Annotated in this window: 2 protein-coding genes; both read right to left on the bottom strand. The window is 67.4% G+C overall.

Translation table 11 applies throughout. The features are described from left to right. Positions 1-42: 42 nt before the first annotated feature. A complete protein-coding gene (locus GH664_RS20910; RefSeq protein WP_153170055.1) occupies positions 43-21,423 on the bottom strand; it encodes a PKD domain-containing protein in 21,381 nt (7,126 codons plus the stop codon). Between the two features lie 355 nt (positions 21,424-21,778). After that, complete coding sequence (locus GH664_RS20915; RefSeq protein WP_153170056.1) at positions 21,779-22,360, bottom strand: Uma2 family endonuclease; 582 nt, start codon at positions 22,358-22,360, stop codon at positions 21,779-21,781. Between the last annotated feature and the right edge of the window lie 250 nt (positions 22,361-22,610).

A 22,610-nucleotide genomic window follows, 5' to 3' on the forward strand; every position in this document is an offset into this window, starting at 1 on the left:
GCGCACTATCGGCGTTCGCCCTGTAAAAACATCCGACACCGATCAGCCCCCTGCGGCGCTCGGCACCCCGACCACCGGCACCTCGAACTCCACCCAATCGACCAGGAATTCGCTGCCGTGCTGCTTGCCCAGCGCATCCGTATAGCGGGCGGTGGCGAAGTCGCCGTTCGCATCGGCGTAGCCGCCGAACACGAAGTTGTTGCCGTCATAGACACCGGCACTCAGCTCCACCGTGGTGAAACCTGCGCTGCTGTCGAGCGAGATCGTCCGGTCGCCGCTCGTGCCGCCGGCGACGAAAGTCGTCTCGCCGACAACATTGCCGGATGCATCGAGCAGGCGCAGCCGACCCGCTTCGTAGAACGACGATGCATCGTCATTCGCGTAGAAGCGCGACAGATCCACGGTGACGCCGGTCGCCCCGGCATCCAGCTTGAAGCGCAAGGCCTCGGTACCGTCGACCTCCTGCTTCACCGTGCTGGTCGCAGCCGTCTGCCCGCTGACCCCCAGGTCGCCGTTGTAGATGTCGCCACCCGCGAGCACGCCGACATTGAGCACCCCCAACTGCACCGGCGACCAGGCCGGCGCCGCGGCCGAGGCGTCGGCCGTGTGCTCGATGCCGGTCACCAGCGGATTGCTCCACGCGGTGACGAACTGCGAGGTGCTGGTGACGCGAGTCGGCGCATCGCCAATGCGGATGGTCTCGGTGCCGGCGACGACGCTTACCGCCCTTGTCGCCACGTCGGCGTAGCTGCCGTCCTCGTCGGCGAGGCTGACGCGGATCGTCGGCGCGCCCGCGGCTGCATAGGTGTGGGTCACGTCGCCCAGCGCACCGTAGGTGCTCGTCGTGCCGTCGCCCCAGTCGACGCTGATGCCGTTGGCGAGCAGCGTGTCCTGGCCCGGATCGACGTAGTTCGACAGGCTCAGCGTGTAGGCCACACCCACCGTCGCCGTCGCCGCGCCGCTGGCCGTCAGCGTCGGGGCGACGTTGTTCACCGTCACTGTCTTGCCGCTCATCGAACTGCCGCCATCCTCGTCGCTGACTGTCACGACGATGTTGTATGGCGTGGCGTTGACCGGGCCGTCCTCGTCGTCGGCGAAGACGTGGGTGACATTGCCCGACAGGGCCGCGAGTTGCGCCGCGGTGAGCACCTGCGCCACGCTGCCGTCGCCCCAGTCGATGCTGTAGGACAGCGTGTCGGCCGCCCCCGCCGCGTCGCTGCCGACGAGATTGAGCGTGTAGCTCGCGCCTTCGTTCGTCGCATCGGCGCCCGCCAGCGCCACGCCCGGCGCCACGTTGTTCACCGTCAGGCTCTTCGTGCCGAGCACGAAGCTGCTGTCCTCGTCGGTCGCGCTCACCGTGATCGTGCGCGCCGTGCCGCCCAGTCCGCCATCGGCATACGTGTGGCTGAAGCTGCCCGCGGCGTTCGCCCACTCGGTCGGCGTCAGGTTCTGCACCGTGCCGTCGCCCCAGTCGATGCTGTAGCCGGTGCGCGTGTCCGCGCCCGGATCGATCACCGCACCCACCGCCAGCGCGTAGGCGCTGCCTTCGGCCACCGTGTCGGCGCCCGTCACCGACGCCGTCGGCGCGACGTTGGCGACGTTGAGCACCAAGGTCTCGGTGTCGCTGTCCGCGCCGCCGGTGTCGGACACCGTGATCGTTGCGTTCAGCGTGGCCGGGCCGTCAGCCGCGTTGCGGTTGAGCGTGAAGCTCTGCGTCGTGGTCGTGCCGCTCTGCGTCACGCCGTCGTCCCACGCGACGCTGTAGCTCCAGCCATCGCCGTTGCTGTCCTCGCCGTCGGCGAACACGATGTTGCGGCTGAACGTCGCGCCCTCGGCAACATTGCCGGCCGCCTGCCCGGCGATGCTGACCGTCGCCGCCGCGGCGCCGACGGCGACATCCACCGTGGCCACATCGGCAAACGTGCCGTCCTCGTCGCTGAGGCTGACACGGATCGTCGGCGTACCCGGCGCGGTGTAAGTGTGCGTCACGTCACCCAGGCTGCCGTGGGTGGTGGTCGTGCCGTCGCCCCAGTCGACGCTGATGCCGTTGGCGAGCAGCGTGTCGGCGCCCGGATCGACGTAGGCCGACAGGCTCAGCGTGTAGGCCACACCCACCGTCGCCGTCGCCGCGCCGCTGGCGGTGAGCGTCGGGGCGACGTTGTTCACCGTCACTGTCTTGTTGCTGCTCGAACTGCCGCCGTCCTCGTCGCTGACCGTCACCACGATGTTGCGCGCCGTGGCGTTGATCGGGCCGTCCTCGTCGTCGGCGAAGACGTGGGTGACATTGCCCGACGCCGTTGCGAGCTCGGCCGCCGTCAGCACCTGCACGCCGCTGCCGTCGCCCCAGTCGATGCTGTAGGACAGCGTGTCGGCCGCCCCCGCCGCATCGCTGCCGACCAGGTTCAGCGTGTAGCTCGCGCCTTCGTTCGTCGCGTCGGCCCCGCTGAGCACCACCCCCGGCGCCACGTTGTTCACCGTCAGACTCTTCGTGCCGAGCACGAAGCTGCTGTCCTCGTCGGTCGCGCTCACCGTGATCGTCCGCCCCGTGCCGCCCGCGCCACCGTCGGCGTAGGTGTGGCTGAAGCTGCCCGCGGCCGCGGCCCATTCGGCCGCCGTGAAGCTGCTCGTGTCGCCGTCGCCCCAGGCGATGCTATAGCCGGTGCGCGTGTCGGCGCCCGGCTCGACCACCGCGCCCACCGTCAGCGCGTAGGCGCTGCCTTCGTTCGCCGTGTCGGCACCCGTCACCGCGGCCGTGGGCGCGACGTTGGCGACGGTGAGCACCAAGGTTTCGGTGTCGCTGTCCGCGCCGCCGGTGTCGGAGACCGTGATCGTCGCGTTCAGCGTGGCCGGGCCGTCGGCCGCGTTGCGGCTGAGCGTGAAGCTCTGCGTCGTGGTCGTGCCGCTCTGCGTCACACCGTCGTCCCACGCGACGCTGTAGCTCCAGCCGTCGCCGTTGCTGTCCTCGCCGTCGGAGAACACGACGTTGCGGCTGAAAGTCGCGCCCTCGGCAACGTTGCCGGCCGCCTGGCCGGCGATGCTGACCGTCGCCGCCGCGGCGCCGACGGCGACATCCACCGTGGCCACGTCGGCATAGCTGCCGTCCTCGTCGCTGAGGCTGACGCGGATCGTCGGCGCGCCCGCGGCTGCATAGGTGTGGGTCACGTCGCCCAGCGCGCTATAGGTGCTCGTGGTGCCGTCGCCCCAGTCGACGCTGATGCCGTTGGCGAGCAGCGTGTCCTGGCCCGGATCGACGTAGGCCGACAGGCTCAGCGTGTAGGCCACGCCCACCGTCGCCGTCGCCGCGCCGCTGGCGGTGAGGTCCGGCGCCACGTTGTTCACCGTCACTGTCTTGCCGCTGCTCGAATTGCCGCCATCCTCGTCGCTGAGCGTCACGACGATGTTGCGTGCCGTGGCATTGACCGGGCCATCCTCGTCATCGGCGAAGACGTGGCTCACGTTGCCGCCCAGCGCCGCCAGTTGCGCCGCGCTCAGCACCTGCGCCGCGCTGCCGTCGCCCCAGTCGATGCTGTAGGACAGCGTGTCGGCCGCCCCCGCCGCATCGCTGCCGACGAGATTGAGCGTGTAGCTCGCGCCTTCGTTCGTCGCGTCAGCCCCGCTGAGCACCACGCCCGGCGCCACGTTGTTCACCGTCAGGCTCTTCGTGCCGAGCACGAAGCTCCCGTCCTCGTCGGTCGCGCTCACCGTGATCGTGCGCGCCGTGCCGCCCGCCCCGCCATCGGCGTAGGTGTGGCTGAAGCTGCCCGCCGCCGCGGCCCATTCGGCCGCCGTGAAGCTGCTCGTGTTGCCGTCGCCCCAGTCGATGCTGTAGCCGCTGCGCGTGTCCGCACCCGGATCGGCCACCGCACCCACCGTCAGCGCGTAGGGGCTGCCTTCGGCCACCGTGTCGGCGCCCGTCACCGACGCCGTCGGCGCGACGTTGGCGACATTCACGATCAGCGTACGTAGTTGCGTCCCTCCATCGCCGTCGTCGACCAGTACCGTAATCGTGCGCGGCGAACTATTGACCGGGCCATCCTCGTCGTCGGCAAAGACGTGCGTTACGTCGCCTCCCGGGCCGAACGTCTGTGCGCCCAGCGTGCCGTCACCCCAGTCGATGGCGTAGCTGAGCGTGTCGCTGGCTCCAGCCGGATCACTGCCAGCCAGGTTCAGTGTGTAGACCGCGCCTTCGCTCGTCGTCGACGCCCCGGTCAGCGTCAGCGTCGGCGCCACGTTGGCGACCGTGATCGCCTTCGTGCCGAGCACGAAGCTGCCGTCCTCGTCGGTGGCGCTCACCGTGATCGTGCGCGCTGTGCCGCCCAGTCCGCCGTCGGCATACATGTGGCTGAAGCTGCCCGCGGCGTTCGCCCACTCGGTCGGGGTCAGGTTCTGGACCGTGCCGTCGCCCCAGTCGATGCTGTAGCCGGTGCGCGTGTCCGCGCCCGGTTCGACCACCGCGCCCACCGTCAGCGCATAGGCGCTGCCTTCGTTCGCCGTGTCGGCACCCGTGACCGCGGCCGTCGGCGCGACGTTGGCGACGGTGAGCACCAGGTTTTCGGTGTCACTGTCCGCGCCACCGGTGTCGGACACGGTGATCGTCGCGTTCAGCGTGGCCGGGCCGTCGGTCGCGTTGCGGCTGAGCGTGAAGCTCTGCGTCGTGGTCGTGCCGCTCTGCGTCACGCCGTCGTCCCACGCGACGCTGTAGCTCCAGCCGTCGCCGTTGCTGTCCTCGCCGTCGGAGAACGCGATGTTGCGGCTGAACGTCGCGCCCTCGGCGACGTTGCCGGCCGCCTGCCCGGCGATGCTGACCGTCGCCGCCGCGGCGCCGACGGCGACATCCACCGTGGCCACATCAGCAAACGTGCCGTCCTCGTCGGTGAGGCTGACGCGGATCGTCGGCGCGCCCGCGGCTGCATAGGTGTGGGTCACGTCGCCCAGCGTGCCGTAGGTGCTCGTCGTGCCGTCGCCCCAGTCGACGCTGATGCCATTGGCGAGCAGCGTGTCCTGGCCCGGATCGACGTAGGCCGACAGGCTCAGCGTGTAGGCCACGCCCACCGTCGCCGTCGCCGCGCCGCTGGCGGTGAGCGTCGGGGCGACGTTGTTCACCGTCACTGTCTTGTTGCTGTTCGAGCTGCCGCCGTCTTCGTCGCTGACCGTCACCACGATGTTGCGCGGCGTGGCATTGACCGGGCCGTCCTGATCGTCGGCGTACGTATGCGTCACATTGCCCGACAGCGCCGCCAGTTGTGCCGCGGTGAGCACCTGCGCCACGCTGCCGTCGCCCCAGTCGATGCTGTAGGACAGCGTGTCGGCCGCCCCGCCCGCGTCGCTGCCGACGAGATTGAGCGTGTAGCTCGCGCCTTCGTTCGTCGAGTCGGCCCCGCTGAGCACCACGCCCGGCGCCACGTTGTTCACCGTCAGGCTCTTCGTGCCGAGCACGAAGCTGCCGTCCTCGTCGGTCGCGCTCACCGTGATCGTGCGCGCCGTGCCGCCCGCGCCACCGTCGGCATAGGTGTGGCTGAAGCTGCCGGCGGCGGTCGCCCACTCCGCCGGGGTCAGGTTCTGCACCGTGCCGTCGCCCCAGTCGATGCTGTAGCCGCTGCGCGTGTCCGCGCCCGGATCGACCACCGCGCCCACCGACAGCACATAGGCGCTGCCTTCGTTCGCCGTGTCGGCACCGGTCACCGGGGACGTCGGCGCGACGTTGTTCACCGTCACCGCTCTCGTGTTCGACCAGGTCCCATCCTCGTCGGTCGCCTGCACGGTGATCGTGTAGTTCGCTGCACCGTCGGCATAGGTGTGGCTCACATTGCCGGCCAGGCTGGCCAGTTGTGCCGCGCTCAGCACGGTTGCGGCGGTGCCGTCGCCCCAATCCACGCTATAGGTGGATACGGTGTCCGCACCCGGGTCGGTGCGGGCGATATTGAGCTGGTAGGCGCTGCCTTCCGGGGTGTTCGTGTTTCCCGTCAGCGTCAGCGTCGGCGCGACGTTATTGACGGTGATGGTCTTCACCCCCGCGTTGGCGTGCGCCCCCTCCTCGTCGGTGACCAGCACGCTGATCGTCGGGCTGGACAGGCCATCGGCATAGACATGGGTGTAGCTGCCGAGACTGCTCACCACCTCCGCATTGCCGTCGCCCCAGTTGATCGTGTAACTGGCGGGCGTGTCCTGCCCCGGATCGGTGATCGACGCCAGGGTCAGCGTATACGTGCCGCCTTCATCCACCGCGTTGGCGCCGGTCAGCACCACCGTCGGCGCGACATCATTCACCGTGATCGCCTTGGTGTTGCTCCAGGTGCCGTCCTCGTCGGTCGCCTGCACCGTGATCGTCCGCGCTGCCGTGCCATCCGCATAGGTGTGGATGACGTTGCCCGACCCTGCCGCCAGTTGCGCCGCGGTGAGCACCTGCGCCGCGCTGCCGTCGCCCCAGTCGATGCTGTAGGCGGAGATCGTGTCGGCGCCGGGGTCCGAAGTGGTGATGTTGAGCGTGTAGGCGCTGCCTTCGGGCGTTGTCGCCGCTCCCGACAGGAACAGCGTCGGCGCGACGTTGTTCACCGTGACCTGGAAGCTGTCGCTCGCCTGCTGTGCGCCGTCGTCGTCGATGGTGACCGACACCGTGTAGGCGTTGCTGCCGTCGGCGTAGGTGTGGCCGATGTCGATCGACGCCGCGTTGAAAGTCCGGCCGGACGACGTGCTGCCGTCGCCCCAGTCCACCGTGTACAGCCGGCCTGCCGGATCGGTGTCGGTGGGATCGCTGAAGTTGATCGTCTGGACGAAGAAGCTGCCCTCGTTCACCGTGCGATCCGCACCCGCATTCACCGTCAGCACCTCGGCCGGCGCGCTGACCGTGATCGCCTTGGTCTCCACGTTGTTGTAGGTGCCGTCTTCATCCACCAGGCTGACGGCGATCGTCTTGCCGCCGGTGGCGGCATAGGTATGCGTCAATTGCCGGTTGGCCGGCAAATCCGCGGCGAGCACCGTCTGCGTGCCGGAACCGTCACCCCAGTCGATGCGGTACTCGGTCACGGTGTCCGCGCCCGGGTCGATCACGCTGCCCAGCGTCAGCGCGTACAGCTCGCTCTGCACCACCGTCGCGGCACCAAACAGGCTGAGGTCCGGCGCGACGTTGCTCACCGTGACCTGGAAGCTATCCACCTCGACGCTGTTGGCCTGATTCTGCTGGTCGTTGGCCGTGACCGTGACGGTGTAGCTGCCGTTGTCGGCGAAGGTGTGGCCGATGTTGAGGATGTCGGCGCTGGTGTTGTAGATCGTGTTGGCCGTGCCATCCCCCCAGTTCACCGTCACCTGGTGCGTATCCGGGTCCGGGTCACCGAGCGTGATGGCGTGGCTGAAGAAGTTGCCTTCCGCCGCCGTGTCGTCGGCGCCGGCCTGCAGCGCCGGCGCGTCATTGACATTGGCCAGGTTGATGTTGGTGAACACCGGCGTCGCGGCGAAGGCGACGCCGTCACTGCCCGTCCAGGCGAACTGATCGAGACCGAAGTAATTCGGGTCGCCCTGGTAGGTCAGCTTGTCCGCCTGCAGGTCGGCCAGGCTGATCTCCTGACCCGGGATGACCGCTACGCCGTTCAGCTTCAGTGTGCCCTGCGCCGGCAGCGTGGTGATCTTGATCGCCGCGAGGTTCTGCCCTTCCGGATCATTGAAGCCGGAGATGAACAGCTCGTCGGTCAGCACGACGGGGCTGTCCTCCTGACCATTGACGAACACATCGGTCAGCACCGGCGCGGTGTTGCTGTAGCGCTGCAGCCGGATCTCCTGCGTGTTGTTGCCGCCGTCAGGCAGCCCGTCGCCGTTGCCGTCACCGGAAGCGACATAGGAGCTGTAGGCGACGATGAAGCCGCCGTCGGCCATGCTGGTGATGGCCGGCTGGTACTGCGTGGAATAGGCGTAGGTATTGACCTGCGTCTGTCCATCCATCTGCCGCCCGGCGGCGTCGTATTGCTGCAGGAAGACGCCGTAACCGTTGCCGTCGGCGCCGTTCGTGTCCGTCCAGGTGATCACCCAGCCGCCGTTCTCGAGTGCAGTGACTGCAGGATCATCCTGGTTGCCAGTGGTGATCGTATTGACGCGGAACTCGGTGCCGACGGTGTTGCCCGCCGCATCGTAGCGCTGGGCGTAGATGCCGCCGCTGCTGAGGTCCTGCCCTTCCGAGCGCCAGGTGACGATGAAGCCGCCATCCTTCAGCGCGGCCACGTCGGGCAGCGACTGGGTGCTGTCGGTGTAGCTATTGACCGCGAACTCGGCTCCGAGCTTGGCTCCGTTGGCCGTAAAGCGCTGCGCGAAGATGCCGGCGCCATTGCCGTCCTGATTGCTGTCCGAACGCCACGCCACGACGAAGTCGCCATTGCCCAGCACCGCGATGCTCGGTTCGTACTGGTAGGTCTGGGTGGCGAGCGGCGTGTTGGCCTTGATCTGACCCGTCGTGGCCGTGCCGCTGGCGTCGTACTGGCGCACATACACGTCGCCATAGCTGCCGGTGCCCGAGGTGCCGTAGTTGTCGTTGTACCAGGTGACCGCAAAACCGCCGTTGGCAAGCGCCGCGACATCGGGCTGGTATTGGCTGCCGGCAGTGGACTCGTTGACGCGGAACTCGGCGCCCTGCGCGACACCGCTGGCGTCGAAGCGCTGTGCATACACACCGGCGCCGCTGCCGTCCTGGTTGTCGGCCCGCCACACGACGACGAAGCCGCCACCGGTCAGGCCAACCACCTGCGTTTCGTACTGCGAGTTGGCGGTGGTGGTATTGACACGGAACTCCGCGCCGACCGCATTGTTGTCGGCATCGTAGCGCTGGCCATACACGCCCCAGGTGCTCGCCGCATCCTGGTTGTACGACTGCCACACCACCACGTAGCCGCCGCCGCTCAGGTGGGCGACGGCCGGCTGCTCCTGGGTGTTGGCCACCGTGGTATTGACCTGGCGTTCGAGCCCGAACGGCACCGCGCCGTCCACCTCGGGCGTGACGTTGATGGTGATGAACTGGGCGTCGCTGGCACCGCCATCGCCATCGGTCAGGCGCAGGGACACGGTGCGGCTGGCGAACGGATTGCTGGAGGTGTTCTGGTAGGTCAGGTTCTCGATCACCGACTCGACGGCCTCGGCCGTCGCATTGGCATTGAATTCGACCACCAGCTTGCCGTGGTTGGCGCCGTTGGCGGTGATGGTGCCGATCTGCACGCCGCTGTAATAGACGTTGAGGCCGCTCACACGCACCTGCGTCAGCCCGTCACCCTCGGAGCGGATGCCGAGCTGGTCCTGGTTCTCCAGGCCTTCCATGCCCAACTGGTCCTGGCCGCCGTAGCCGCTGATGTAATCCACCTCGAGCTTGCCGCCGGCGAAGTTGGCCGAATCGGGGTCGAATAGGCCAACGCCCGGGTCGATCACGCGCGGCTGCAGGTTCACATCGTTTTCGGCGAAGGTGACGCTGCTCGCCACATCCACCAGCAGCGGGTCGGCCTGACGCGAGAACTCGGCCGGATTGCCGAACACCCGCTGGAACACGCCGTAACTGTTGTTGGCTGCGTCGTCCCGGTAATCGGTCCAGCTCACCACGAAATTGCCGTTGGCGAGACCCTGCACCACAGGCTCGACCGCGTAGTTGTCGTCCTTCGCATCGACGCGGATCTCACCGTCAATGGCCACGCCGCTGGCATCGTACTGCTGCACGTAGATGCGCGAGCCGTTGCTCCAGGCGATGACGAATCCGCCATTGGCCAGCGCCGTCACCGAGGGCTCGTCCTCGTTGCTCGCGGTGGTGGTGTTGACGCGGAACTCGTCACCCAAGCGCGTGCCGTCGTTGGCAAAGCGTTGGGCGAAGACACCATAGCTGCCGCCGCCGTCCTGCGCGTACGACGTCCAACTCACCACGTAGCCGCCACCGGTCAGCGCCGCAATGCTGGGGTCGAACTGCCAGTAGTCGGTGTAGGTGTTGACGCGGAACTCGCCGCCCAGCGCCGTGCCGTTGGCCGCGAAGCGCTGCGCGTAGACGCCGGAATAGCCGCCATCCGGATCCTGATTGTCGGAACGCCAGGCGACGACGAAGGACCCGTCGTTGAGCACCGTCACCGAAGGTTCGTACTGCGCGGAATTCTCGACGCCCGCGCTCGTGTTCGCGCGCGTCTCAGCGCCGACCGGAGCGCCATTGTTGTCGAAGCGCTGGAAGAAGACGTCGTAGTAGCGGCCGTCCTGCACGGTGGCGGAATACCACGCGGCGACGAAGCCGCCGCCGGCAAAACTGGCGATGGTCGGTTGATACTGCTGGCCACTGGTGTAGGCGTTGATCAGGAAGGCGTCGCCCACCTGCAAGCCGTTGGCGTCATAGCGCTGGCCATACAGGCCGGAACTCGAACCGTCGTGCCCGCCCTCATCGGTCCACACGACGACGAAGCCCCCGCCGGCGAGCTGAGTGACGACCGGATGCGTCTGATCGTAAGGCGTGTAGTCGTTGACCTGGAACTGGTTGCCCACCGCCACGCCCTGCGCGTCGTAGCGCTGGCCGTAAATGCCGTAGCCCCAACCGTCCTGCGTCTGCGAGGTCCACACGGTGACATAACCGCCATCGGCCAGGCGGGCCATGTCCGACTGCCCCTGGTTCGAAGGCGTGTAGGTGTTGACCACCTCTTCATTGAACAGCGGCCGACCGCCGTCGTACTCCGGCGTGACGTTGATCTGCACCACCTGCGGCACGCTCGAGCCGCCCGCACCGTCGCTGACCTGCACGCTCACCAGGCGGCTTGCAACGGGGTTGGAGGCGCTATTGCTGTATGTGAGATTTTCGATTACCGCTTCCACCGCCGTCGGCGTGGCGTTGATGTTGAAGGTGACGACGAGGTCGCGGCCGTTCGTGCCGTCGGAAGTGATCGTGCCGATCGTCGTTCCGCCATAGCGCACGCTGCTGCCGAGCACATCAACCTGTCCCGGCCCGCTGCCCTGGCTGCGGATGCCGAACTGATCCTGCGCTTCTGGATCCTGCGGCAACTGCGCCTGCTCGATGTTGCCGTAGCCCGAGATCACGCTGACGACGAGCTGCCCGCCGTTGAAACTGGCCGAATCGGTGTCGCTCAGCCTGACCGCGGCGTCGATCAGTTGCGGCGCGGCATTGACCAGGTTCTCGGCGAAGGTGACGCTGGCGGCCACATCCACCAGCTCAGGCGCCGCCGAGCGCACGATCGAGCCCGGCGTGCCCAGGATCTGGCTGTAGATGCCGTAGGTATTGGGGCCGTTGGCCTCCTGGCCGTAGCTCGCCCAGGTGACGACGAAGTTGCTGCCGCTCAGCCCGGCGATGTCCGGGTAGTACTGCGTGCTCGCCGTCGTGCTGTTGACCCGCGTCGGGCCGTCGATCTTGGTCCCCACCGCGTCGAACTGCTGCACCAGCACGTCGTAGGTGCTGCCACCCGGCGCATTGATGCTGTCCCAGGCGACCACGAAGCCGCCGCTGTCGAGCGCGGTGACGCGCGCAAAGTTGTTGTAGGCCGTGGTGTCGACCGTGCTGATGCGGAACTCGCCGCCCGCCTTCGCGCCGCTCGCATCGAAGCGCTGGCCGTAGATCTGGTTGTCCGCCGACCACCACACCGCCACATAGCCGCCCCCGGCCAGCGCCGCCACATCCTGCCCATACTGGTTGCCGCTGATCGTGGTGTTGACCACCTGCTCGGCCACCGCCTGCGTGCCGCTGGCGTTGAACACCTTGCTGAACACGCCGTAGCTGCTGCCGTCGTTGCCGCTCGCATCGCCATACAGCACCACGAACTGCCCGCCCGCCAGCGCCGCCAGGCGCGGGTTGAACTGCGTGCCCGACGTCGTCGTGTTCAGCGTGAATTCCGCCGTGAGCTCGTTGCCGCTGGCGTCGAAGCGCCGCGCCAGCACGTCGTACACATAGCTCGACGAGGCGTTGGTGTAGTCGCTACGGTAGGCCACCACGAAGCTGCCATCGCTCAGCCCCACCACCGCCGGCTCGTACTGGCCGCCGGTCGTGCTGGTGTTGATCAGCCGCTCGCCCCCTACCCTCGCTCCGCTCGCATCGTAGATCTGCGCATACACGCCGGCGCCGGAACCGTCGCGGCCGCTGTCGTCGCGCCACACCACCACAAAGCCGCCATTGGCCAGGCTTGCCACCTCGGGCTCGTACTGGCTGCCCAGCGTGTTGCCATTGACCTGGAACTCGGCCCCCACCGCGCCGCCCTTGGCGTCGTAGCGCTGGCCGTAGATGCCGTACGAGCTGCCGTCCTGCCCGTTCGAGCGCCACACCACCACGTAGCCGCCGTCGTTGGGCCCCTGCAGGCCCGCCGTCACCGGCACGTGCTGTTCGTCCGGCTCGTAGGTGTTGACGTGCTGCTCGCCGAACAGCGGGCTCGCGCCGTCCACCTGCGGCGTCACGTTGATTGCGATCGTGCGCGGCGTGCTGGTGCCGCCGGCACCGTCGCTGACCTGGATGCTGATCAGGCGCGTTGTGGCCGGATTGCTCGAGGTGTTCTGGTAGGTCAGGTGCTCGATCACCGCTTCCACCGCCTGCGCGGTGGCATTGGCGTTGAGATTGACCACCAGATTGCTGCCGTTCGCCCCGGCCGACGCGATGCTGCCGATCACCGTGCCCTGGTAGCTGACGTTGCCGCCCGACACGCCGACCTGACCGGTGCCGCTACCCGAATTGAGGATGCCGAGCTGATCCTGAGTGAAGGGCAGATCGGGCTGCTGCTGGCCCGCCGGGATGATGGCCACGACGAGCTGCCCGCCGTTGAAACTGGCCGAATCGGTGTCGCTCAGCCTGACCGCGGCGTCGATCAGTTGCGGCGCGGCGTTGACCAGGTTCTCGGCGAAGGTGACGCTGGCGGCCACATCCACCAGCTCAGGCGCCGCCGAGCGCACGATCGAGCCCGGCGTGCCCAGGATCTGGCTGTAGATGCCGTAGGTATTGGGGCCGTTGGCCTCCTGGCCGTAGCTCGCCCAGGTGACGACGAAGTTGCTGCCGCTCAGCCCGGCGATGTCCGGGTAGTACTGCGTGCTCGCCGTCGTGCTGTTGACCCGCGTCGGGCCGTCGATCTTGGTCCCCACCGCGTCGAACTGCTGCACCAGCACGTCGTAGGTGCTGCCACCCGGCGCATTGATGCTGTCCCAGGCGACCACGAAGCCGCCGCTGTCGAGCGCGGTGACGCGCGCAAAGTTGTTGTAGGCCGTGGTGTCGACCGTGCTGATGCGGAACTCGCCGCCCGCCTTCGCGCCGCTCGCATCGAAGCGCTGGCCGTAGATCTGGTTGTCCGCCGACCACCACACCGCCACATAGCCGCCCCCGGCCAGCGCCGCCACATCCTGCCCATACTGGTTGCCGCTGATCGTGGTGTTGACCACCTGCTCGGCCACCGCCTGCGTGCCGCTGGCGTTGAACACCTTGCTGAACACGCCGTAGCTGCTGCCGTCGTTGCCGCTCGCATCGCCATACAGCACCACGAACTGCCCGCCCGCCAGCGCCGCCAGGCGCGGGTTGAACTGCGTGCCCGACGTCGTCGTGTTCAGCGTGAATTCCGCCGTGAGCTCGTTGCCGCTGGCGTCGAAGCGCCGCGCCAGCACGTCGTACACATAGCTCGACGAGGCGTTGGTGTAGTCGCTACGGTAGGCCACCACGAAGCTGCCATCGCTCAGCCCCACCACCGCCGGCTCGTACTGGCCGCCGGTCGTGCTGGTGTTGATCAGCCGCTCGCCCCCTACCCTCGCTCCGCTCGCATCGTAGATCTGCGCATACACGCCGGCGCCGGAACCGTCGCGGCCGCTGTCGTCGCGCCACACCACCACAAAGCCGCCATTGGCCAGGCTCGCCACCTCGGGCTCGTACTGGCTGTTCAGCGTCTGGCTGTTCACCTGGAACTCGGCCCCCACCGCGCCGCCCTTGGCGTCGTAGCGCTGGCCGTAAATGCCGTACGAGCTGCCGTCCTGCCCGTTCGAGCGCCACACCACCACGTAGCCGCCGTCGTTGGGCCCCTGCAGGCCCGCCGTCACCGGCACGTGCTGTTCGTCCGGCTCGTAGATGTTGACGTGCTGCTCGCCGAACAACGGGCTCGCACCATCCACCTGCGGCGTCACGTTGATGACCATGTCGCGCGCCGTGCTTGCATTGGCGGCGCTGTCGGTCAGCACGAAGCGGATGCTGCGGCTGGCGAGCGGGCCGTCCGACGGATTGCTGTAGACCAGGTTCTCCAGCACGCGCTCGATCATTTGGTCGGTGGCGCTGGCATTCCAGGTGATCTGCAGATTGTTGCCGTTGGCACCGTTCAGCGTGGCGCTGATCGTGCCGATCTGCACGCCTTCGAAATTCACCGCCGTGCCGGACACGCCGACCTGGTTGGCACCGCTGCCCTGGTTGCGAATGGAGAGCTGGTCGTCCACGCGGTTGGACGAACTCAGGTAGGAGACCGTCAACGTGCCGCCGTTGAAGCTGCCCGCGCCGTTGTAGTTGACCTGCACCGCGCTGTCGAGCACGAAGCCACCGGCCTGGGCCTGCGCTTCGGTCAGCGTGACGCTGGATTCGACGTCGTCCACGTTCACCGCCGCCGGCGTGATCGTGGGCTGGATCTGGATTTCGACGTTCACCGCATTGCTGACGCCGCCGTCGCCGTCGCTGACGCGGAAGCCGACGTAACGATCCGTGGTGCCGGCCGGTGGCGCGGTGTTCTGGTAGGTGATGTTCTGCGCCAGCGCGCGCACTGCCAGCGGCGTGGCGTTCGCATTCAGACTGATCGTCAGCAAGCCGCTGGCGAACCCGCCGCCGCTGAACGTACCGATCACCACACCGCCGAAGGTGACGTCGCTACCCGACACGCCGATCTGGAACGCCGCCGTGCCCTGGTTGCGGATGGCGAGCGCCTCGGTGGCGCTGGCGCCGTTGAGCAAGGTTACGACCAGGCTGCCGCCGTCGAAATTCGCCGAATCGGCATCCTGCACATCGACGTCGCCGTCGATCACCTGCGCATTGCCGGCGTAGAACGACGAGGTGTTGTCGCTGACGAGCACGCGCTGCGCACGGAAGTCATCGAGCACCGGGTTGGCCGACGAACGTGCGAGTTCCGCCGCATTGCCGAACAACTGCTGATAGACACCCGAGTTGCTGCCGTCCTGGGTATCCGAACGCCAGGCGACGACGAAGTTGTCGCTGCCCAGGTGGGCGATCGCCGGCTCCCACTGGCTGTTGTTGCTGACGAAGCTGTTGACCCGGCGCTGGCCGTCGATGGCGACACCGCCCGCATCGTATTCGCGGATATAAACGTCGGAATACGAACCGGACCCGCTGACATCGTAGTTATCGTTGAAGAAGGTGACGACGAAGCCGCCGTTCTCCAACCCGACCACATCGGGCTGGTACTGGCTGCCCACGGTCGATTCGTTGACCATGAACTGAGCACCCAGCTTGTTGCCGGCTGTGTCGAAACGCTGGCCGAACACCGCATTGCCAGAGCCGTCCTGCGCGCCATCGTCACGCCACACGATGACGAAGCCGCCGCCGGTCAGCGTGGCGACCTTCGCCTCGTACTGGTTGCTCACGGTGATCGTGTTGGCGAGCGTCTCGCTGCCCTGCGCCACGCCGGCCGAGTTGTAGCGCTGGAAGTACACGCCGGCGCCGCTGCCATCCTGGTTGTCGGAGCGCCAGCTCACCACGAAGCTGCCGTCGGCCCAGGTCGCCACGTCGCTCTCGTATTGCGAACCGGTGGTCGTCGTGTTGACACGGAACATGCCACCGTTGGTGGTGCCATCGTTGTTGTAGCGCTGCGCGTACACGCCGAAACCGCTGCCGTCACCGCCGTTGGCGAGGGCAGCGGACGACTGCCAGGTGACGATGTAGCCGCCGCCGGCGAAGGCGGCGATCGAGGGCATCTCCTGCGTGCTGCTGGTGGACGCGGCATTGACCAGGAACTGCACGCCGAGCGCATTGCCGCCGGCATCGAAGCGCTGGCCGTACACGCCATTGCCGCTGCCGTCGGTGCCGTTCTGGTCGGTCCACACGACGACGAAGCTGCCGTCGGCCAGACCGGCGACCTTGGTTTCGCGCTGGTTGCCGGCAGTGCCGGTGTTCACGCGGAACTCGGGACCCACCGCCTCGCCGTTTTCCAGGAAGCGCTGCGCATAGACGCCGTCCTGGTTCGCCGTGCCGTCCTGGCTGCGCGAGATCCAGGTGATGACGTAGCCGCCGCCGGCGAGGTCGGCCACCGCCGGCGCCCATTGGTAGTCGAAGGTGAAGGTATTGACCTGTTCCTCGCCATGCACCGCCGGCGCGCCGTCGAGATCGCCGGTGATTGCGATCGTCAGCGTGCTCGCCGCGCTGCTCCCGCCGTCGCCGTCCGACACCCGCAGCCCCAGCACCCGGCTCGCGTTCGGGCTCGAATCCAGGTTCGCGTAGCCCAGGCGCTGGATCAGCGCTTCGACCGCCTCCACCGTGGCCGCATTGCTGGTGAAGTCGATGCGCAGGTTCGCGCCGTTGGCCCCGCCACTGATCGTGCCGATCGCCACCCCGCCATAGCTCACCGTGCTGCCCGACACGACGATCTGACCCGCCGCAATGCCCTGGCTGACCACACCGAGTTGATCCTCGGCCGCGCCGTTCTGCACGTAGTACAGGTCCAGCCGGCCGCCGTTGAAGTTGCCCGAGTCCGTGTCGCTCAACCCCACCGCCGCGTCGATCACCTGCAGCCCGGCATTGACCGCGTTCTCGGCGAAGGTCGCCGTGCCGGTGAAGTCGCCCAGTTGCGGGCTGGCCGAACGCGGCAGCTCGGCCGTGTCGCCGAACAACTGCTGGAAGATGCCGTAGGTGTTGGGCGTGCCCGCTTCCTGGTTGTAACCGCTCCACACCACCGCGAAGTTGCCCTGCCCCAGGTCCACCACCGACGGCTCGCTCTGCGTGCTCGCCGTCGTCGTGTTGACCTTGCGCTGGCCATCGACCGGGTTGCCCGCGGCGTCGTATTCGCGGATGTACACGTCGGCCGTCGAGCCGGTGCCGCCCAGGTCGTAGTTGTCGTTGTAGAAGCTCACCACGAAGCCGCCGGTCGACAGCGCCGTCACATCCGACATGTACTGGCTGCCCGCGGTGGTCTCGTTCACCTGGAACTCGCCGCCCACCTTGTTGCCGGCGTTGTCGAAGCGCTGCCCGATCACCGCCCAGCCGCTGCCGTCCTGCCCGTTCGACGGCCACACCACGACGAAGCCGCCGCCCGCCAGCGCTGCCACCATCGGCGCGTACTCGCCGAAGCCATTGTTGCTCTGCGATCCGGCCGTCGTGGTATTGACCAGGAAGCTGCTGCCGAAGCTGTCGGTCCCCGGCGTATAGATGCGCGCATACACGCCGTCGCTGCTGCCGTCGTTGCTGCCGCTGTCGTTCCACACCACCACCAGGCTGCCGTTCGCAAGCGTCGCCACGTCGGGCACGTACTGGTTGCCCGTCTGCGCCCCCGCCGCCCCGGGGATCGTGCTGACCCGCGCCTCATTGACGCCCGCGGTCAGGACCTTGTTGCCTGCATTGTCGAAGCGTTGCAGGTAGATGTCGTGGCTGCTGCCGCCGGTGTTGCCGGTCGAGCTCCACACCACCGCGAAGCCGCCGTCGTAGGCGGTGACGCTATCGTGATACTGCGTGCTGCTGGTGAAGGTATTGACCAGGAGCTGACCGCCCTGCGCCGCGCCGTCGGCCGCGAAGCGCTGGCCGTACACGCCCCAGGTGCTGGCGCTATCGTTGCCGAAATCCTGCCAGGTGACGACATAGCCGCCGTTCGACAGCGCCGCGATCTGCGGCCAGCTCTGCTCGTTGGGCGTCACGCTGTTAACACGGAACTCGGGGCCGATCGCCTCGCCGTTGTTGGCGAAGCGTTGCGCGTAGATGCCCCAGTCACTGCCGTCCTGACCGTTGGACTGCCACACCACCACGTAGCTGCCGTCGCCCAGCTTCGCCGCTGCCGGCCACTCCTGATTGCCGGGGCCGTAGGTATTGACCTGGTCCTCGCCATGCACCGCCGGCGCGCCGTCCAGGTCGCCCGTCACCGCGATCGTCAGCGTGCTCGCCACGCTGCTGCCGCCGTCGCCGTCCGACACCCGCAGCCCCAGCACCCGGCTCGCGTTCGGGCTCGAATCCACGTTCGCATAGCCCAGGCGCTGGATCAGCGCCTCCACCGCCTCCACCGTGGCCGCGTTGCTGGTGAAGTCGATGCGCAGGTTCGCGCCGTTGGCCCCGCCGCTGATCGTGCCGATCGCCACCCCGCCATAGCTCACCGTGCTGCCCGACACGCCGATCTGGCCCGCCGCATTGCCCTGGTTGACCACACCGAGCTGATCTTCCGCCGCGCCGTTCTGTACATAGTACAGATCCAGCCGGCCGCCGTTGAAGTTGCCCGAGTCCGTATCAGACAGCCCCACCGCCGCGTCGATCACCTGAAGCCCGGCATTGACCGCGTTCTCGGCGAAGGTCACCGTCGCATCCACGTCGGCCAGTTGCGGACTGGCCGAGCGCGGCAGCTCCGCCGCGTCACCATAGAGCTGCTGGAAGATGCCGTAGGTGTTGGCGCTGTCCTGCCCGTAGCCGGCCCACAGCACCGCGAAGTTGCCCTGCCCCAGGTCCACCACCGACGGCTCGCTCTGCGTGCTCGCCGTCGTCGTGTTGACCTTGCGCTGGCCATCGACCGGGTTGCCCGCCGCATCGTATTCGCGGATGTACACGTCGGCCGTCGAGCCGGTGCCGCCCAGGTCGTAGTTGTCGTTGTAGAAGCTCACCACGAAGCCGCCGGTCGACAGCGCCGTCACATCCGACATGTACTGGCTGCCCGCGGTGGTCTCGTTCACCTGGAACTCGCCGCCCACCTTGTTGCCGGCGTTGTCGAAGCGCTGGCCGATCACCGCCCAGCCGCTGCCGTCCTGCCCGTTCGACGGCCACACCACGACGAAACCGCCGCCCGCCAGCGCCGCCACCGTCGGTACGTACTCGCCGCCAACACTGCTCTGGGAATTCGTCGTCGTGGTATTGACCAGGAAGCTGCTGCCGAAGCTGTCGGTCCCCGGCGTGTAGATGCGCGCATACACGCCATCGCCGTTGCCGTCGTTGCCGCCGCCGTCGCTCCACACCACCACCAGGCTGCCGTTGGCCAGCGTCGCCACGTCAGGCACGTACTGGTTGCCGGTCTGTGCTCCCGCCGCGCCGGGGATCGTGCTGACGCGTGCCTCGTTGACGCCCGCGGTCAGGACCTTGTTGCCGGCATTGTCGAAGCGCTGCAGGTAGATGTCGTGGCTGCTGCCACCGGTGTTGCCGATCGAACTCCACACCACCGCGAAGCCACCCGCATAGGCAGTGACGCCGTTATGAAACTGGTTACCGCTGGTGAAGGTATTGACCGGGAACTGCCCGCCCTGCGCCGAGCCGTCGGCGGCAAAGCGCTGGCCAAAGACTCCCCAGCCGCTGCCGTCGTTGCCGTTGTCCTGCCAGGTGACAACATAGCCCCCATTCGACAGCGCCGCGATCTGCGGCCAGCTCTGCTCGTTGGGCGTCACCGCATTGACGCGGAACTCAGGGCCGATCGGTTCGCCGTTGTTGCCAAAGCGCTGCGCGTAGATGCCCCAGTCACTGCCGTCCTGGCCGCCGTTAGACTGCCAGGCAACGACATAGCTGCCGTCAGCCAGCCGTTCGGCAACGACATTTTCCTGATTACCAGGCCCGTAGGTATTGACCTGCTCCTCGCCATACGCGCGCGGCGCCCCGTCCTCCTCGCGCACCACGTTGATGACGATGGAACCCGGGTTGCTGGCGCCGCCGTCGCCGTCATACACGCGCAGCGCCACCGTGCGGCTGGCCTGCGGGCTGCTGGCGGTGTTGGCGTAGGTGAGGTTCTGGATCAGCGCCTCGACGCCGTCTACGGTGGCATTGGCGTTGAACGTCACCGTGAGCATGCTGCCGTTGGTGCCGCCGCTGATCGTGCCGATCGCCACCGCACCGCCGCCGTAGTTGTAGGTGACCGTGTTGCCGGATACGCCGATCTGCGCAACGCCGCTGCCCTGATTGCGCACGCCGAGCTGATCCTCAGCGCTCCCGAACTGGGTGTAAAAAATTTCGACACGCCCGCCGTCGAGATTCGCGGAATCCAAGTCGGTGACGCTGACCGCCGGATCGAGGACTTGCGGCACGGCGTTGACCAGGTTCTCACCAAAGGTGACCGTGCCGGCGAAATCCCCGAGTTCGGGGTTGGCCTGGCGCGGCAGCTCCGCCGCGTCGCCGAAGAGCTGTTGATAGATCCCCGAATAGCCGCCGTCGGCCTCCTGGTTGTCCGAGCGCCACACGACGACGTAATTGCCGCTGCCGAGCTGGGCGATCGCCGGCTCGGACTGGGCGGTCTGGCCCGCGGTGGGCGTATTCACCTTCATCTGGCTGGTCAGCGCGACACCGGTGGCGGAGTACTCGCGCACATAGATGTCCTGATACGAGCCGCTGCCCGAGGCGTCGTAATTGTCGTTGTACCAGGTCACGACGAAGCCTCCGCCGTCGAGCGCCTCCACGTCCGGCTGGTACTGGCCGCCGGTCGTCGTCTCGTTGATGCGGAACTCGCCGCCGACCGGCGCACCGGCTGCATCGTAGATCTGGGCATAGACGCCCGCGCCGCTGCCATCCTGCGAATCGGAACGCCACACGACGACGAAGCCGCCGCCGCCCAGCATCGTCACCTTGGCTTCGTATTGCCCGTTCGCGGTCGTGGAATTGACGCGGAACTCGCCGCCGGCCAGCGTACCGTCGGCGTTGTAACGCTGCGCGTAGACGCCTGCGCTGCTGCCGTCCTGCGAATCGGAGCGCCACACGACCACGAAGCGCCCGTCGGCCAGTGCCGCCACGTCGGGCTCGTACTGGCTGCCAGCCGTGGTGGCATTGACGCGGAACTCGTTGACGCCGTTGGTGAGTACCGGATTGCCGGCGTTGTCGTAGCGCTGGGCATACACGCCGTAGCCGCTGCCATCCTGGCCGTTCGAATACCAGGTGACGACGTAGCCGCCGTTGTAGGCTGCGATGCTCGCCTGTCCCTGATCGTTGGTCGTGAAGCTATTGACGCGCTGCTGCGTGCCCAGCGCCAGCCCGTCCGCGCTGTAGCGTTGCATGTAGACGCCATAGCTGCTGCCGTCGAGGCCGCTCTGGTCGGTCCACACCACGGCGAAGCTGCCGTCGGACAGCCCGACCACCGTCGGCTCGACCTGGTTGCCGATGACATTGGAATTGACCCGGAATTCCGGCCCCGCCGGTATGCCCGACGCGGAGAAGCGCTGCGCGTAGATGCCATCCGCATTGCCGTCCTGACCCCGCGACACCCAGGTGACGACATAGCCACCACCGGTGAGCTGCGAAACTGCGGGGGCATACTGGTAATCGGCCGTGTAGGAATTAACCAGCGCTTCGTCGTAGACCTTCATCATTGCCGCTCCCTGATCGTGCTGCCCGCGGAGGTTCGCGGATGCGTGAGCAGTTGATTAGCATTAATGATGCCAGTCGCAAGATTGATAAACTTGCCGTTCAATCAGACAGTTAGAGCGCCTGGAGACGCCAGCCCGGGACGAGTGTAAGAAATTCCGACACGCATCCGATGCCCCGAGCGGGCGCTCAATTGCGTTGTCGGTGCGACCCCTTCACGGGCAGCGAGCGATGGGGCCGCTCCAGACTCGGCGTTGCGTGATTGACCGCCCGGCGAACGACCAGGACGTCGCGCGCGATCGTCCCCTACCTAACGGTTGCGCGCGCTGGCCTGATCTCGCCCGTCCGGCGGGGCGCGAGTCAGGCGATGTTGCGCAGCGCCCGCTCCCAGTCGATCTCGATCTCGGGCAGGATGCCTACCGCGAGGGTGTCCTTCAGCTCGTAAATGTCCGGCGCGCCAAAGGCGCCGTGTTGCAGGCGATAGACGGTGACGACCCGGTCCACCGGATGCACCAGCCAGTATTCGCGTACGCCGACGCGCTCGTACAGCCGGCGCTTGAGAATGAGGTCGTGGCCGGCGGTGGATGGGGACAGGATCTCGACCACCCAGTCCGGCGCGCCGCGGCAGCCCCGCTCGTCGAGCTTGGCGCGATCGCATACGACGACGAGGTCGGGCTGCACGACCGTGTCGATGTCGCGGTCGGCTTCGTTGCCGCGCGGCAGGCGGACGTCGAACGGCGCGATGAAAGGCCGGCACGATTTGCCCTCAAGCGCATTGCGCGTTTGGGCGGCAAGCTCGAGCAAAATTTCCTGATGGACCCGCAGCGGCGCCGGCGCCATCGCGTAGGCGATGCCGTCGATCAATTCGTAGCGTACATCCTCTGGCCACTCGAGGTAGTCGCCGTAGGTGTGCGTCTGTGTATCGCGAAGCGCCAGGCCCATGGCTTCGTCCTCCGGCTCTGAAGCAGTGAATGCGCCCGAGTATAGCGCCCGACGCCTGCGGCGGCCCTGATCCACCCGATCAGGCTCAAAGGTGAAGTCCTGGCAGCCGACGCATTCATCGGACGTTTCCTGCGGCACGATCCACCTTCGAGGTGCTGATCCGGTGCGCGCCAGCGGGTTTGTCCGGCATCCAATCGATCCCCCGGGTAGTGCGGTGCGTTTGACCGCCGTCGCCACATCGTTGGAGTGA

Origin of the sequence: Thauera sp. 2A1 (assembly GCF_009469595.2) — a bacterium.
In the GTDB taxonomy this organism is placed as follows: Bacteria; Pseudomonadota; Gammaproteobacteria; order Burkholderiales; family Rhodocyclaceae; genus Thauera.

Excerpts from the sequence above, each read along its gene's own strand:
- GH664_RS20910 (WP_153170055.1), bottom strand. The coding sequence starts at position 21,423 with ATGATGAAGGTCTACGACGAAGCGCTGGTTAATTCCTACACGGCCGAT.
- GH664_RS20915 (WP_153170056.1), bottom strand. The coding sequence starts at position 22,360 with ATGGGCCTGGCGCTTCGCGATACACAGACGCACACCTACGGCGACTAC.